Below are 14,297 nucleotides of genomic sequence, written 5' to 3'. Positions count from 1 at the left end.
TCACTCCTTCTATTGGTACTTAGATACTTAATCACCTATATATATATGCGAACAAATAGATTTCCTCTAGTTATGTATCTTGTCTACATCCAAGCAACTTTAAAGAAGTTACATATACTAGAAAGGAAAGGAGGGGAGATTGATATGAAGCCTCTTACGGTGCAGAATTTAAAAGCGATAACTGCAGGTCATTTAGTACAAGGGTCGGAGGAAGTGTTGATTCAACATGGGGCATATCGACTAAAGCAAGTTAAAAGACCTAATACAGTCCTTTTTACGAGTAAGCCTATTGTCAACTGGGAAAAACTTAAGCCATTTTATCCTTTAGTACTTGTAACCGATAGATTTTATAGAAAAAATGAAGTACCTGAGCAAATAATCATCATTAAAGTAACAAATACAGACGAGGCCTATTGGAAATTTGTGAACTTTTATCGAAGTCAATTTAAACTTCCGATTGTAGCCATTACTGGTACATCTGGTAAATCGACAACAAAAGAAATGATTAAACATATACTTTCTGCCAAAAAAAATGTAACAGCTACGACACTTAGCAGTAATTCTAGAACGGCTTCTTTACAATATTTACTGAATATTGATGATCGTACCGAAGCAGCCGTTTTTGAAACTGCTGTTGGTTCACCGGGAGACATCCGGATTGCAGGAGAATATTTCAAGCCAACTATTGGAATTATTACAAATATAGGAGCACACCATTTAAATTATTGTAAAACGTTGGAGGGATATATCCAAGCAAAGGCTGAAATGTTGGACATTATTAGTCCTACAGGCGCATTAATCCTTAATGCTGAGGATATCAACACAAGTAAATTAGATTTATCGAAGTTTCACGGCCGCATCATTAAAATAGGCAAGCAGGCATCCTGTGATTTTCGAGCAAGTAATATTCGTTACCACAAAAATGGTATGCTGTTCAACGTTCATCACAAGAAGAAGCTATATGAAATCTTTGTACCAGGTTTTGGCGAGCACCAAGTATATAATGCGCTTGCTGCGATTGCAGCTATTAATGAAATGGGTCTGCCGATTTCTTTAGCAGCTGAACAACTGCAATCATACCAAAAATTGAATAAGCAGCTTCAAGTGTTTAAAGGCATTAATAATTCCATATTAATAGATGATACATGGAATATTACAACTACTTCTTTGGAGGCAGGGTTAAAGGTTTTAAATGCGCTCGGAGAAGGGAAAAAAAAGATTGCCATCATTGGAACGATTACAGATTTAGGATCTTGGGGATATATCATTCACGAGCAAGCGGGAGAATTAATTAGTCAAATAGGGGTAGATGTACTCATTACGATAGGGGAACATGCGAGCATTATGGCGCATCATGCCGTTGATTTAGGATTAAGTTCACCTGTTTATACTTTTAAAAATAGTAAGCTGGCCTATAAATTGTTAGATGATATTGTAGATGAAAATACGATTATTTTCATTAAAGGAGATATGTATAGTAAAGAAATTTATAAGTTGGCAGAGAATCTAAAAATAAAGAAATCATCTGCTTCCGAATAGATTTCACCTAAATAAATGTTATTTTTCATCATTTACTAGATATTGAGCATATCTATAGCTGACTGCAAAAAAGGCAGAAGGCTAGTTATATTGCTCATTTATTCAGAAATGTACTTTATAGAAAGGAGGGGAAGTTAACTTGCAACATATCAGTGTGCATGAGATAAGAAAACTATTGCAAGGAGAATTATTAAGCGGTTCTGAACGCTGGTCTGTTAAACATGCAATTTATTACAACCGACATGAGCTTACACAAAATCATACACTTATGTTTGTTAGTAAAAGGGATACCATCAACTGGCAAGAGATAGATCGAAAGGGGCCATCTCTAGTCATTTCGGATAAATCATCAGAAGAATTGAAAAATGCGCTGGAGAATACAACTGTTATACGCGTCAGGAGTATTGTGCAGTCCTATTGGAAATTCATAGAATATTACAGAAATCTATTTGAAATACCAGTCGTTGCTTTAACCGGAACATGTGGGAAAACTACTACGAAAGAAATGATTAAACATATTACTAGTAAGGAATGGGATGTTCAAGCATCTGTAAGTAGTAAAAATGAGCCTCGGCAATCCCTGCCATACTTGACTGGAATCAATCAGAAGACAAAAGCAGCTATATTTGAATTAGGTTTGGGCAATATCGGAAATATTAAACACCAATGTATGATTTATCAGCCTACGATTGGTATTATTACGAATATCGGTGTCCATCATTTAGATGGATGTATAAATCTTGATGGGTATATAAAAGCAAAGGCAGAAATTTTAGAAGGAATAAAAAAAGATGGCACACTAATCATTAATAGTGATGATGAAAACACTAAAAAGATCCCCTTGCGCAAATTTAAAGGGAAGTTGATTACTTTTGGCGTTCACGAAAAATCAGATTATCAAGCTACGAATATACAATTCACAGAGAACGGCATGCAATTTGTACTAAAAGTGTCAAATAACCAATATGAAGTGTCTGTTCCAGGATACGGTGAACACCAAGTATATAATGCGTTAGCGGCTATAGCTGCTGTAAAGGAAATGGGACTTTCCATTGAAATCGCAATTTCGCATTTAAAAACGTTTAAAGCGATGGCAAGACACTTAGAGTTCTCAACAGGGATTGGTGAAAGTACAATCGTAGATGATACTTGGACAAATAATCCAACTTCTGTTGAAGCGGCACTAAAGGTGTTAGATACGATAGGAGAAGGGAAAAAAGTAATTCTTATTTTAGGTGACATTAAGAGATTAGGTAATTTCGAAGAAAAATATCATCGAGAGATTGGCACAATGGTCGCGAAAAGAAATATTGATACACTTATTACTATTGGCAAAAGAGCAGAAAATATCGCGAAACAAGCGTTGAAGGAAGGTACGAAGGCAGTCGTTCATATGTTTAAAGATGTTTCGGGAGTATTAGATGTACTAAAGACTAAGCTCGATAGTGAAACCATCGTACTTATTAAAGGACCAATGTCTAGCAAATCTATGATTGAATTTGCGAATCAGTTAAAAAATAGATAAAAGAAAAAGAAGTTTCCTTATGGGAGGGCACTGAAAAAGTCTATATCTTCTCACATTGCGAAGTATTCAACGATTAAATCGTTGAATACCTCGCTTTTTTCATTTGGCACTGTGACTCTACTGTTGTTTTCCGAAGTATTCCGCTCGCTTTCCGCGGGCGAGCGCCGAGCCTCCTCCTACGCTTCGCTTCGTGCAGGGTCTCGTCTGTCTCGCTTTCCCGCAGGAGTCGAGCGATGCTTCTCCAAACAACGCAATGTATCACACTATTATTATAGTCACGCTTTCCTTTATAATAAAAGAATTAATGTGTAGGTGGTGCCCTCGATGATTTCAAATCAAGAAACCCTTAATTTAAGTCCATATATGGCGATCTACGATATTGTTGTGCCAAAAGATAATATACTTTGCCAAATCAATGAACTGGTTGATTTTTCATTCATTTTAGTCTTCTGATACGGATGCGCGAAAAGGGCATAAGATGTCGGAGTCTTCTTTCTTCGGGTATAAGACACATATCGCGTTGAGTGATGAACGTATTATTACAGCGGCTGTCATTACAATAGGTGCAGAAAGCGATGGAAAATATCTTCAAGAGTTAATTGAAAAAAGCACACAAGCAGGTATGAAAATTAATACAGTTATTGGAGACGCAGCTTACTCTGAAAAGGCAAATATCGAATATACAAAAGAAGAGAAAATCGCGCTCGTGGCAAAGTTGAATCCAATTCTTACACAAGGACCACGAAAAGAAGAAGACAAGTTTGAGTTTAATAAAGACGTTGGAATGTTTGATTGTAAGGCTGGTCATCTCGCGACAAGAAAAGCACGTACGGGTAAAAAAGGAACGAGTAAAATGCAAAGTATGTCCAATGAGAGAGGGCTGTTATAAAGAAGGCGCAAAAAGTAAAACATATTCTGTCACAATTAAGTCGGATACACATGCCGAACAAGAGGCATTTCAAAATACGGAAGCATTTAAGCAATTAGCCGCAAATCGCTACAAAGTAGAAGCGAAGAATAGTGAATTAAACGAAAATGAATAAGGAATAGAGACAGAAATAAGGCACTTCCTGTTCAAAATTGAACAAGAAGTGCCTTATTTTTATCTGAAAAAGGTTCGCTTTTATGAAACCGTAAGTTTTTCAGTGCTCCCCCTTAAGGAATGCTTCTTTTTTCTACATACAATTTAGAGCGGTCTTAAAAAACACGTTTTGCTGTAATATAATGCTCTTTGTAATAATCAACCATTAGTACTCTTGTAGTGATACCACTAGAACTTGGAATGATAATACGGTGATCACCTGCATAGATAGCTACTAGTGAAGGGGTTTTAGAGCCTACAACACTATTAAAGAACACTAAGTCACCCTTTTTTAAATTAGCACGTGAAACTGTTGTGCCAGCATTCATCAGATCCTTTAAATTGGTTGTACCAAGTTTAACTCCACTCTTGCGATAAACAAAGTCTACAAATCCTGGCGCTGTAAAGCGAAGACTTGCTTCATTATTTGTAGAGCTGATCGTTACTTTATTTTTATAATTAAAGGCGTTTTCAACAATTTTATCGCCTTTCGTTGCAGGATTAGCTGAAAGTAGTGTAGGTAATACTCTACGAGCAGTTACATAATTATCTGTATAATATGGTTTACTGTTTAAATCCGAAATAACGATATTTTGCTTAGAATCAGCCATGTGAATCATTTTATTGTTGCCAATATACATTCCCACATGATCAGGATCTGTTCCTGTTTTTTTACTCTTAAAGAAAAGTAAATCGCCTTTTTGTAATTGACTTTTTGCAACGTATGTCCCTTGCTGCATCATATAATCTTCATTGTAAGTTCCAATATCGATACCATTTTTCTCGAAAATGTACATGATAAAAGAAGCACAAGAAAACTTATATGGATACGTAGGCTTGTATGTTGTATTACTGTATGTCGCTTTACCAATTAAGCTTTTACCAGTTTGAATTAGTTGATCTGCTTTCGCAGCAACAGCCTGAGAGTTATTAGTTGTTGCAGCCTCTACTTCTACTGGGTGAACAGTTGGTTGCACTATTCCCAGTATACTAAAACCTATTGTCAATGCTAATGTTGTTGTTAAAAATCTTTTATTCATGATGTTAAGTTCCTCCTAAAGCTATTTGTTAAGTTTAATCCTGTTTTGGCTTTTCTCTGGAATTAATCGTAGCATGAAAAAGTAAGGCTTCTTTGAGGTAATTGTTACCACAGTGAATGGAAATTCGCTGTAAACACCTGATACAAAGGGCTTCGTCGCCTTAATTTACAGTTATATTACAAATGTTTCAGTTGGGTGAAGTAATTGCTAGAATCGAAAGGTCATAGGTAGTAAAAGCCATGATAGAGGGGGAAACGACGATACACTCAGCATGAAATATTTAGCGGTAATCAGGTAAATCATTTTTTGCTTTTTGGAAGGCAGATGTCGATAAAATTCAGAAGTTGGGGGATAAAACGCGAAAGTTAATCAATAAAATAAAACATTTGGGTAATAAAACGAAAAAGGTATCCGATAAAATTCAAAAGTTAGATGACATTTGTTAAAATGACTGTCATGTGATATTCACTATCATATTTTTGAAAACAGGCCAGTTGAATAGAAATTACTCCTATTCAACTGTTGCTATTAAATTTCCTGAATCATCTCTACTCTATTACCGAATGGATCTCTAAATTCAAATCGTTCAAAATGAGGAATAGGAACTGAGTCGAATATTTCTATATGATGTTCGATTAATGTCTTTTTCCACTCTCCTATATTTTCAACTTGATAGGCGATATGAGCCTTAGTCGTTAATCTATCATAGCCATCTTCTGTCCCTACATGTACCTCTTTATTGCCGACTTGTAACCAAAACCCACCTCGTCCTTTAAGCGAATCAGGCTTTTCAAGTTCTTTTAGTCCTAATACTTGACAGTAAAAATGTTTCCCTTTTTCTTCTTCACCTTTTGGAATTGTTATTTGAACGTGATGTAGGCCTATAACCATTTATTCTCCTCCTTTAATTCAATCAATACTTAATTCTAGGATAATAATGGAAAACCCTTTAATTTCTTTCAGCGGGTGTCTAAAAAATGCTGAAATAGAGGAACTTAGGCTAAGAACTTCACATCCTGTGAAGTTCTTAGCCTAAGTGACCGACATCGTGTCGGCCCTCATGTTGTTGCTGACGCTTCGCTTTCGCACAGACAAAACCAAGACCTTTCGCTGTCGCTACGTTAGCACTGTGCTTTCGCACAAAAAACATCTGCAGACCTAAGCACAAAGCCGATTCCGGACGCAATTATGCCGAGGCATATTTGATTTTCACGATTGAATAGTATTCTTCCTCACGAATGAAGCCTTTGTAACACTTGTAATAAGTATTAGGGAATAGGCCCATAGAAGCCATGAGGCGAAATAACGATCTACATCGGCTGATAAATTCGGAAAAATATTATCGAAAACTAATAATACGACTGCATCCATGAGCATTCCAGGTAATACGATACAAATAGCAGCCAGTAATCGATCAGTACCCTTTATCTTTTTCAAAGAATAAATAGGTATAGTCGCTATCAAAATGAGTGGAATAGCTATAATGAAAGTGGCTATCATGAATAAAGGTTTTTCAAGGATAAAAAAGTAATTCCCCTTTAATCGGAATACAGCACTTGCTACAAGCCAAATAAATAGTTCCTTGTGTCACCCCGGCTTGCTCAGCAACAACCTTTAATGTGAATTTTTCAATCCCTTTTTCCACTAAACTTTGCTTGACAGCCGTTAATAAAACAGACTTTTCGATACCAGTAGGTTTTGCCATTGGTTTTCACCTCTTTATTTAATAGTTAGTTGGATAACTAACTAAGAAATAACAAAATACCCCTTAATTTACAAGTGCGTTTTAACAATGGTGGATACACATTGGATAAAAGATAGAAGGACTTATTAACACAAGACGCTATGGTATAATAATAAAAACGGAATAATAAAATAGAGGTACAAAGTTGAATAGTTTCTCTTTAAAGACAAGAAAAGTAGGTGAACAAAGTGGGGAAATATCAATTGGATACCAAAGGTAAGGTAGCTGTGACAAAGTATCATGAAAAGAACAAGCCTGCCCAATTTGATAAAAAGCAGCAACTTGAAAAAATACGTGCGGAGTATTTGAAAAAGAAGCAAAAACAAACAGATCAATAAGAGTAGTAAAGAAGCGAGGTGAACGATGTGTTTATCTCGTTTTTTTTTTGAGGTTATGCAAGTATCCGATACCTCTGTAGAGTTGTGAAAACGTCGTAAGCTATCTTGAGTGTGTGGATGCCCCTTATTGCTTAGTATGGTGCCATGAATGTCGTAGGGTATTAATAAGTGACTAGGATGTACTATTGGGTACATTCTTTTTTTGTTTTGTGGACATATTTGAAACGTAGTAATTAAATACTTGTTTAACACATACTAAAATGGTAATATTTAACCGTATTACTTAATTGTTAGGATGTGAGTTAGAGTAATGAGAAATAAAAAATCACTTATAATAATGGTGTCCGTGATACTGGGAATATTAATTATTTATTTTGGTGCAGAAAAATACCAAAAATATGCAAGGATAAAGGAACTACAAGATCGAAAGGATTATTTACAATCTGAAATTGATAAAATTGATGCTGGAGATTTTTCAAGTTATGAAACTGAAAGTAATACAAAATCTCTTTCTTTATCCAACTTGTCAGCTAAGTCAGATGGTACTTATGTAAATGCTTATGGTTCGATTACAAATACTTCTTCTCAACATATAGATGAAATTGGACAAATTACATTCTTTGATGAAGTTGGTGCAATTATCAAAGTAAAAAATATCATGGTTAAGTTGGATGCAGGAGAAACAATGCATTTTGAAGAATTGATTGGTTTAACAGGTGATGGTACTAGCATACCTTCTTCTGCTGAATTATCGGGGTTCTAATTTTAATACAAGTGAAACAAAATAATTAATATCTAGAGAGGGCTACTTGCCTTCTTTTTTATTTGTAAAAAATAATGAAAAAGGTATAACTAATTTATTATAATTGCTGAATTGACTTTAAAAATTTACTTCATTACAATAGATATTAGTAATCTATTAGGATAGTGACAATGTACACAAACCACTATGGTATAATAATAAAAACGGAATAATAAGATAGAGGTACAAATCATATTTTGATTTGTTTAAAAGGGAAGATCGGTGCAAATCCGACGCTGTCCCGCAACTGTAAATGGGAGCACGTTTCAAAAGACCACTGTTACGACTTGTAATGGGAAGGTGAAAGGTGTGATGAACATAAGCCAGGAGACCTGCCTTTATCTAGTACAACCAAAAAACCTACGAGGATAGGGGGTGTTGAGTGTGACTAGAGAACTTCTCCTGCATGCTCATAGTACGATGATTGCTGAGAAGGAAGCTTCTATTACTAATAGAAAGTCTTATCTTCATTCAGAGACTCTCACCTTTCAAGGTGGTGAATGAATGCAGATATAGATCTTTTTTAATGGGTTTCCAAACGCCTATTGAATGAAGATAAGCCTCCGGCGGATGTCACGGATTTTGAAAGGAATGAATTGTGTGGGCACAACTCAAAATCCGGACGCAATTACGCCAAGGCGTAATTGATTTGTAGTGGCAATCACCGTATTATGTCGTGTATTTGTCATAGTAGACATCTTTCTGTAGAGGGAAAGATGTTTTTTTTATGCTAAAAATAAAGGAGTGTTACACATGAATCTACAAGTTATTGAGTATTATGAAAGTCTGTTAAAATTTGAAATCATGGAAAAGCAGTATACAAGTACTTCTCAAACATTAGGGGAGCTCGTTGAACAGTATGTAGGGCAGGATGCTGTTCATAAAAATGATATTATAACAGCATATAAGAATGTAATGAAAGAACTAATTGGATAAAGTGAAAATACGTTAATATATTCCCTGAATTTATCCATTTACTTGTATGAGGTGTTATTGATGGTAATGCCGTTATTACAAGTTAAATAAGCTTAGATGATCTTATAGAAAAGTAGAGTAGCCAAACCTGAAATGATTGCGTTTGGCTACTTTTTATTTCTTATAAACTGATTATATTAATAGGAATACATATAATTGTCATAAAATAACCCCTAGTACTTCATTCATATTTCACTTTTTATCTATATAATAATTTTGTGCTTATCTTTATTCAGTAATTTTTTTTATGAAGACTTCCATCTCTGTAGGTGGTGGATGAATGCAGATGTGGATCTTATTCAGTGGATGCCCGAACATCTACTGAATAAAGATAATGCCTCCGGCGGATGTCACGGATTTTGAAAGGAAAGAATTTAAGGATGTTAGCCTAAAACCTTCGCATCCTGCGAAAACGGTTAACTGACCTGCATCGGTAAAAACGCCACGTCCTGTGGCATTACCGAAATGACCGACATCGTATCTGCCCTCACGTTGTTGCTGACGCTTCGCTTTCGCACAAAAAACAACTGCATGCCTATGTACAATTCAAAATCCGGACGCATTGTTTATCTGCGGGAAAGCAAAGCGTCAGCGGCAAATGTTTTCTGTAGCGAAAGCAAAGCGACAGCTACAATTACGCCAAGGCGAAATTGATTAAATAGATTGGAGAATACAACATGAAAAACACATTTTATCAGAGCTTTTGGCGAACGCACTTTTATGCCGCATTATTTATTACGCCACTGCTTATTTCACTTACATTAAGTGGTATAGGCTATTTATTTTATACTGATGTTGAAAATAAGTTATATGATAAATACTTTTTTGGTGAAAGTGGAAAAACCGAGGTACAATCTATTGATGATGCTGTTAAACTTGCAGAAGAATCATATGCTGGCTACAAAACAAATAAAATTATTGAGTTAGAAGAGCCATACAATACACGTTTATCGATGAAAAATGCAGATGGCAAAGAAAAATATTTGTTTTTAGATGATCATAACCAAATTATTGGTGGTCAAGATGCTGGCTACACATTTGGGAATATTATTAGAAATATCCATAGTTCCTTATTTATTGGGGGAACGTTTGTCAATTATTTAGTTGAATTAGCTGCGTGCTGGGCTATCTTTTTAATGCTTTCAGGCATTTACATGACGTTTAAAGGAAAATTACTAAAGAAAACAAAGCAGACAAACAAACGTCAAAAGAGTAGAAAGTTCCATGCCCTTGTTGGGACAATTATTACGATTCCAATGCTAGTTATTATTTTCACAGGCTTACCATGGTCTGCATTTATGGGGAAATATATTTACCAAGCTTCACAAGATTATCCTTCTTTCGGGACGCCATTATTGCAACAGCAGCCACCTACATCTGATGTAAGTGAGATTCCTTGGGCTACTCGTCAAGAAACTCCTCCAACGTCAGACTCGGCTCATGCAGCCCATCACGGGGGAGGAAATACAGGCTTTGTTGCTAACCCTAACCAACTTAGTGTGGAAAAGCTACAACAAGAAATTGATGCAATGAATATCTCAAAACCATACGCTATTATTTATCCTACTAGCGAAGACGGTGTATATACAGTTGCAAAATCTAGTAACACAGGTGTCACAGGTCTTGATGTTAGCCCGGATGATGAAACGACAATGTATTTTGATCAATATAGCGGGAAATTCATAGACAAGGTTGGCTATGAGGACTATGGAATTCTTGCAAAATGGTTCACATGGGGTATTCCTTTACATGAAGGTCATTTGTTTGGTTGGCCAAATAAATTAATCAATTTACTAGTATGTCTAGCGTTTTTAGTAGTTATTGCTTGGGGATTCAGAACATGGCTACTGCGAAAGAAACAAGGCATACTATCTGCACCACCTAAAATCTCTCAAAAGGTATCTATTCCTTTTATCATTTTCATGATCATTTTAGGAATATTGATGCCACTATTTGGACTTTCTTTAATTGCTGTCGTCCTTGTAGAATTAATTATAAATTTGGTGTCTAAAAATAAATTAGCAAAAAAAGATGTAAATTAAAATTGTAGCGATACTGCATACTCCTTCAAATGAGAGGATAGCAGTGTCGCTTTTTTATTTTCAGTTCCTTTAAATAGAGTTTTTTATTTTTTTAAGGTCATTTTATAAAGTTTTAAGATTTGTATGGTAAAGTTTTTTTAGTTTAACTTACGGGAGGAAGAGCATGTCCATTAAAACAAGGTTTTTGCTATCTTATGTAGGTGTAATCATAATAGCTATCACACTATTAATAGCTGCAGGGTTTTTATTTTCATTTGCGATTACAGGTGATGTAAAGGCTATTGAGCATTTTTACAAAAAATCCTATGTGCAAAAACCTTTAACAACAGTTGAGGAGAACGCATTTCTGGATTTAAAGTTACTTGCCAAAAATAATCCCCAGCAGTTATTGGATATTGAACAGCTTCAGAAAATTGGCGATTCTTCAATTGGAATTGTAGTAAGAAAAGATCATCAGCTTATTTATACTTCGAATCCTAAACATGAACAGATGTTACTGAATAGTCTTCCAGGCTTTGAAGCAACGAATATTAATACACGCGACACGATTATGATGGAGAATTCATTTTATACGTATGTAAAGTTCGATTTTTATTTTCCTGATGACACGGAGGGAAGTATTTTTGTCTTAAAACAAGTTAGCTCCCATGCGGAAGTAATTAGAGAGCTGCTTCCAATACTTTTAGGTATATTATTTTTATTTTTTATGATGATTATTGGATTATTAAATTATTTAGTATCTAGAAGTATTATCAAACCGATATCAACTCTAAAAGAGGGAGCTAAACGTATTAAATCTGGAGATTTAAACTTTGCTATTAATGTCCATTCGAATGATGAAATTGGTCAATTAAATCGCTCCTTCGAGGAAATGAGAATCAAGTTAAAGGATTCCGTACAATTGCAGTTACAATATGAAGAAAACCGCAAAGAACTACTGTCAAATATTTCACATGATTTAAAAACACCTATTACATCTATTATTGGCTATGTAGAGGGGATAAAAGATGGTGTGGCGAATACAGAAGAAAAAATGGATAAATATTTAACTACCATCTATACAAAAGCGAAGGATCTGGATTTATTAATTGATGAACTTTTTTTATTTTCAAAGCTGGATTTGAAGAAACTACCATTTAATATTGAAACAATAGACCTTCATCAATATATAAGGGGTTACGTAGAAGAAGCAAGCTTCGACTTAGTTTCTAGAGAGGTCCATTTACAATATACTTCGTTTAATAAACCACTTTATGTTATGGCTGATCGCGATAAATTACGTCGCGTATTGGCGAATTTATTGAGCAATAGTGAAAAATATATGGATAAGCAAGAAAAGCAAATTACTATTTCACTGTTAGAAAAATCAGATGAAGTGATCATTCAAGTAATGGATAATGGAATAGGTATTGATCCGAATGCATTACCTTTAATTTTTGATCGTTTTTATCGGGCTGAGCCATCAAGAAATTCGCAAACGGGTGGTAGTGGTTTAGGATTGGCCATTGCTAAACAAATTGTCCTTGAAATGGGTGGAGACATTTGGGGAACTAGTGAATTAAGTAAGGGAACAAGCATTTTCTTTTCATTGAAAAAGGCTGAGGAAAAGGTGAGAAACAGTGAAAAAAATATTACTAATTGAAGATGAAGTGAGCATTGCTGAGCTCCAAAGAGATTATTTAGAGATTAATAGTTTTTCAGTTGTTATGGAACATAATGGTGAGGCCGGACTCAAAGAGGCTCTTCAGGGACAATATGATTTAATTATTTTAGATATTATGCTTCCGGGAATGAATGGGTTTGAGATTTGCAAACAGATTCGTGCAGTTCACAATATTCCAATACTGTTTGTCTCAGCAAAAAAAGAGGACATAGACAAAATACGAGGACTTGGACTAGGTGCGGATGACTATATTACGAAGCCATTTAGTCCAAGTGAGCTTGTTGCAAGAGTGAAGGCACATTTATCGAGATATGAACGTTTAGCAAGTAATCAACAAACGAATAATATCATTTCTATTCATGGGATTAGCATTGATACTTCTGCAAGAAAGGTTTTTGTCAATGAGGAAAATATTGCCTTTACGACAAAGGAATTTGATCTGCTTGTCTTTTTTTTCAGACATCCCAATCAAGTGCTAAGCAAGGAGCAACTCTATGAAAGAAATTGGGGCTATGAGTCAGCAGCAGATGTTTCGACAGTGACTGTTCATATTAGAAAACTGCGTGAAAAAATTGAACGGGACCCTGCACAGCCCAAGTTTTTGGAAACCGTTTGGGGAGCTGGGTACCGGTTAAATGTCTAACGAAAATATCTCGTTGTTAAGTGAAAGGTTATTTTTTCTTGAAAATTTTTAGACTTTTTTAAGAAATAATTAATGGATAATTTAGCATTAACACTTAAACTATGGGAAGTATTAAAAAATGTCGTTAGAAGAGGTGTTTAATGATGACAAACATGAAGGTGGTTATGTTGGCGTTATTATTTATCCTTCAAGGATGTGCCTCAAATGAAACGGGGGCTTTGTATAATAGCAAAGGGGGGAGTGAAATGTTGAAAAAAGAATCAACTAGTGAATTGTTTAAAGCAGTAGAAAAAGGTGATATCAACCAACTCCAAAGTATTTTGAATAAAAAAATCGATATCAATGCAAAGGACTCAAACGATCGAACAGCATTGATGATTGCGACATATAAGAATAATGTCGAGGCGGCAAAGCTATTAATAGACGCAGGAGCTGATGTCAACATTCAAGATAAAATGCTAAACACACCTTTCCTTTATGCAGGGGGAGAAGGATACCTTGATATTTTAAAGATGACTATTCAAGCTGATGCAGACCCTAAGATTACGAATAGATATGGGGGAACGGCATTAATCCCTGCTGCAGAGCACGGGCATATTGAGGTTATAAAAGAATTATTAACCAATACACAAATTGACGTTAATCATGTCAATCATTTGGGATGGACTGCGCTCATGGAGGCGATTATTTTAAATGACGGTAATCTAACACAGCAAAAAACGATTCAATTGTTAATCGAACATGGTGCAGATGTTAATATAGCAGATGATAATAATGTGACTCCGTTACAACATGCTAAAAAACGAGGATTCAAGGAGATTGAAAAGATTCTCAACGCAGCAGGGGCGGTATAAAAACTAAACTGTAGATGAACTTGATGCTGAGTTGATCTACAGTTTTTTTAT

General features: G+C 35.3%; 14 protein-coding genes, 1 pseudogene and 1 riboswitch. Of the genes and pseudogenes, 11 read left to right on the top strand and 4 right to left on the bottom strand.

Going from position 1 to position 14,297, the window contains the following annotated elements; genetic code table 11:
- Positions 1-144 precede the first annotated feature (144 nt).
- The 4 genes and pseudogenes from ACFTQ7_RS14480 to ACFTQ7_RS14465 all read left to right on the top strand — a co-directional run.
- Positions 145-1,539 (top strand): Mur ligase family protein, encoded by a 1,395-nt coding sequence (locus ACFTQ7_RS14480; protein WP_386829582.1) that lies wholly within the window; start codon positions 145-147, stop codon positions 1,537-1,539.
- A gap of 139 nt (positions 1,540-1,678) precedes the next feature.
- A complete protein-coding gene (locus ACFTQ7_RS14475; RefSeq protein ID WP_386829580.1) occupies positions 1,679-3,064 on the top strand; it encodes a UDP-N-acetylmuramoyl-tripeptide--D-alanyl-D-alanine ligase in 1,386 nt (461 codons plus the stop codon).
- Between the two features lie 324 nt (positions 3,065-3,388).
- Positions 3,389-3,517, top strand: coding sequence for a hypothetical protein (locus tag ACFTQ7_RS14470; protein WP_386829579.1), 129 nt, complete (start codon positions 3,389-3,391; stop codon positions 3,515-3,517).
- Positions 3,510-4,092: pseudogene (locus tag ACFTQ7_RS14465) on the top strand (transposase); the annotation flags it as partial. The gene ACFTQ7_RS14470 and the pseudogene ACFTQ7_RS14465, both read left to right, overlap by 8 nt.
- A gap of 169 nt (positions 4,093-4,261) precedes the next feature.
- Here the strand turns inward: ACFTQ7_RS14465 and ACFTQ7_RS14460 are convergent.
- The 4 genes from ACFTQ7_RS14460 to ACFTQ7_RS14445 all read right to left on the bottom strand — a co-directional run bounded on the left by ACFTQ7_RS14460 (position 4,262) and on the right by ACFTQ7_RS14445 (position 6,890).
- The gene (locus tag ACFTQ7_RS14460) at positions 4,262-5,185 is read right to left on the bottom strand and encodes a C40 family peptidase (protein ID WP_386829577.1); all 924 of its coding nucleotides are present in this window, start codon (positions 5,183-5,185) and stop codon (positions 4,262-4,264) included.
- A 528-nt stretch (positions 5,186-5,713) separates the two neighbouring features.
- The gene (locus ACFTQ7_RS14455; RefSeq protein WP_386829576.1) at positions 5,714-6,076 is read right to left on the bottom strand and encodes a VOC family protein; all 363 of its coding nucleotides are present in this window, start codon (positions 6,074-6,076) and stop codon (positions 5,714-5,716) included.
- A 318-nt stretch (positions 6,077-6,394) separates the two neighbouring features.
- Entirely contained in the window at positions 6,395-6,685 is a 291-nt protein-coding gene (locus ACFTQ7_RS14450) for a DUF5367 family protein (RefSeq protein ID WP_386829574.1), read from the bottom strand.
- Positions 6,686-6,698: 13 nt separating this feature from the next.
- A complete protein-coding gene (locus tag ACFTQ7_RS14445; RefSeq protein ID WP_386829572.1) occupies positions 6,699-6,890 on the bottom strand; it encodes a TetR/AcrR family transcriptional regulator in 192 nt (63 codons plus the stop codon).
- A 242-nt stretch (positions 6,891-7,132) separates the two neighbouring features.
- Here ACFTQ7_RS14445 and ACFTQ7_RS14440 point away from each other — a divergent pair, with 242 nt between their 5' ends.
- From ACFTQ7_RS14440 to ACFTQ7_RS14410, 7 genes are all read left to right on the top strand, one after another.
- Positions 7,133-7,267, top strand: coding sequence for a hypothetical protein (locus ACFTQ7_RS14440; RefSeq protein WP_386829743.1), 135 nt, complete (start codon positions 7,133-7,135; stop codon positions 7,265-7,267).
- A gap of 310 nt (positions 7,268-7,577) precedes the next feature.
- Positions 7,578-8,030: a hypothetical protein gene (locus ACFTQ7_RS14435; protein ID WP_386829570.1), complete on the top strand. Its 453-nt coding sequence runs from the start codon at positions 7,578-7,580 to the stop codon at positions 8,028-8,030.
- 203 nt (positions 8,031-8,233) lie between these two features.
- A riboswitch (cobalamin riboswitch) is annotated at positions 8,234-8,423 on the top strand.
- A gap of 399 nt (positions 8,424-8,822) precedes the next feature.
- Positions 8,823-9,005 (top strand): hypothetical protein, encoded by a 183-nt coding sequence (locus tag ACFTQ7_RS14430; protein WP_386829568.1) that lies wholly within the window; start codon positions 8,823-8,825, stop codon positions 9,003-9,005.
- Between the two features lie 716 nt (positions 9,006-9,721).
- Positions 9,722-11,086 carry a PepSY-associated TM helix domain-containing protein gene (locus ACFTQ7_RS14425; RefSeq protein WP_386829566.1) on the top strand — a complete coding sequence of 455 codons (1,365 nt, stop codon included), beginning with the start codon at positions 9,722-9,724 and terminating at the stop codon, positions 11,084-11,086.
- Between the two features lie 163 nt (positions 11,087-11,249).
- Entirely contained in the window at positions 11,250-12,728 is a 1,479-nt protein-coding gene (locus tag ACFTQ7_RS14420; RefSeq protein ID WP_386829564.1) for a sensor histidine kinase, read from the top strand.
- Positions 12,706-13,392 carry a response regulator transcription factor gene (locus ACFTQ7_RS14415; RefSeq protein ID WP_386829562.1) on the top strand — a complete coding sequence of 229 codons (687 nt, stop codon included), beginning with the start codon at positions 12,706-12,708 and terminating at the stop codon, positions 13,390-13,392. The genes ACFTQ7_RS14420 and ACFTQ7_RS14415 overlap by 23 nt, the downstream gene beginning before the upstream one ends.
- A gap of 143 nt (positions 13,393-13,535) precedes the next feature.
- Positions 13,536-14,246, top strand: coding sequence for an ankyrin repeat domain-containing protein (locus ACFTQ7_RS14410; protein WP_386829733.1), 711 nt, complete (start codon positions 13,536-13,538; stop codon positions 14,244-14,246).
- The last annotated feature ends 51 nt before the right edge of the window (positions 14,247-14,297 follow it).

It is taken from the genome of Lysinibacillus sp. NPDC056959, assembly GCF_042674095.1.
Lineage (GTDB): Bacteria > Bacillota > Bacilli > Bacillales_A > Planococcaceae > Lysinibacillus > Lysinibacillus zambalensis.
This window is presented reverse-complemented; position numbering and strand designations above follow the sequence as displayed.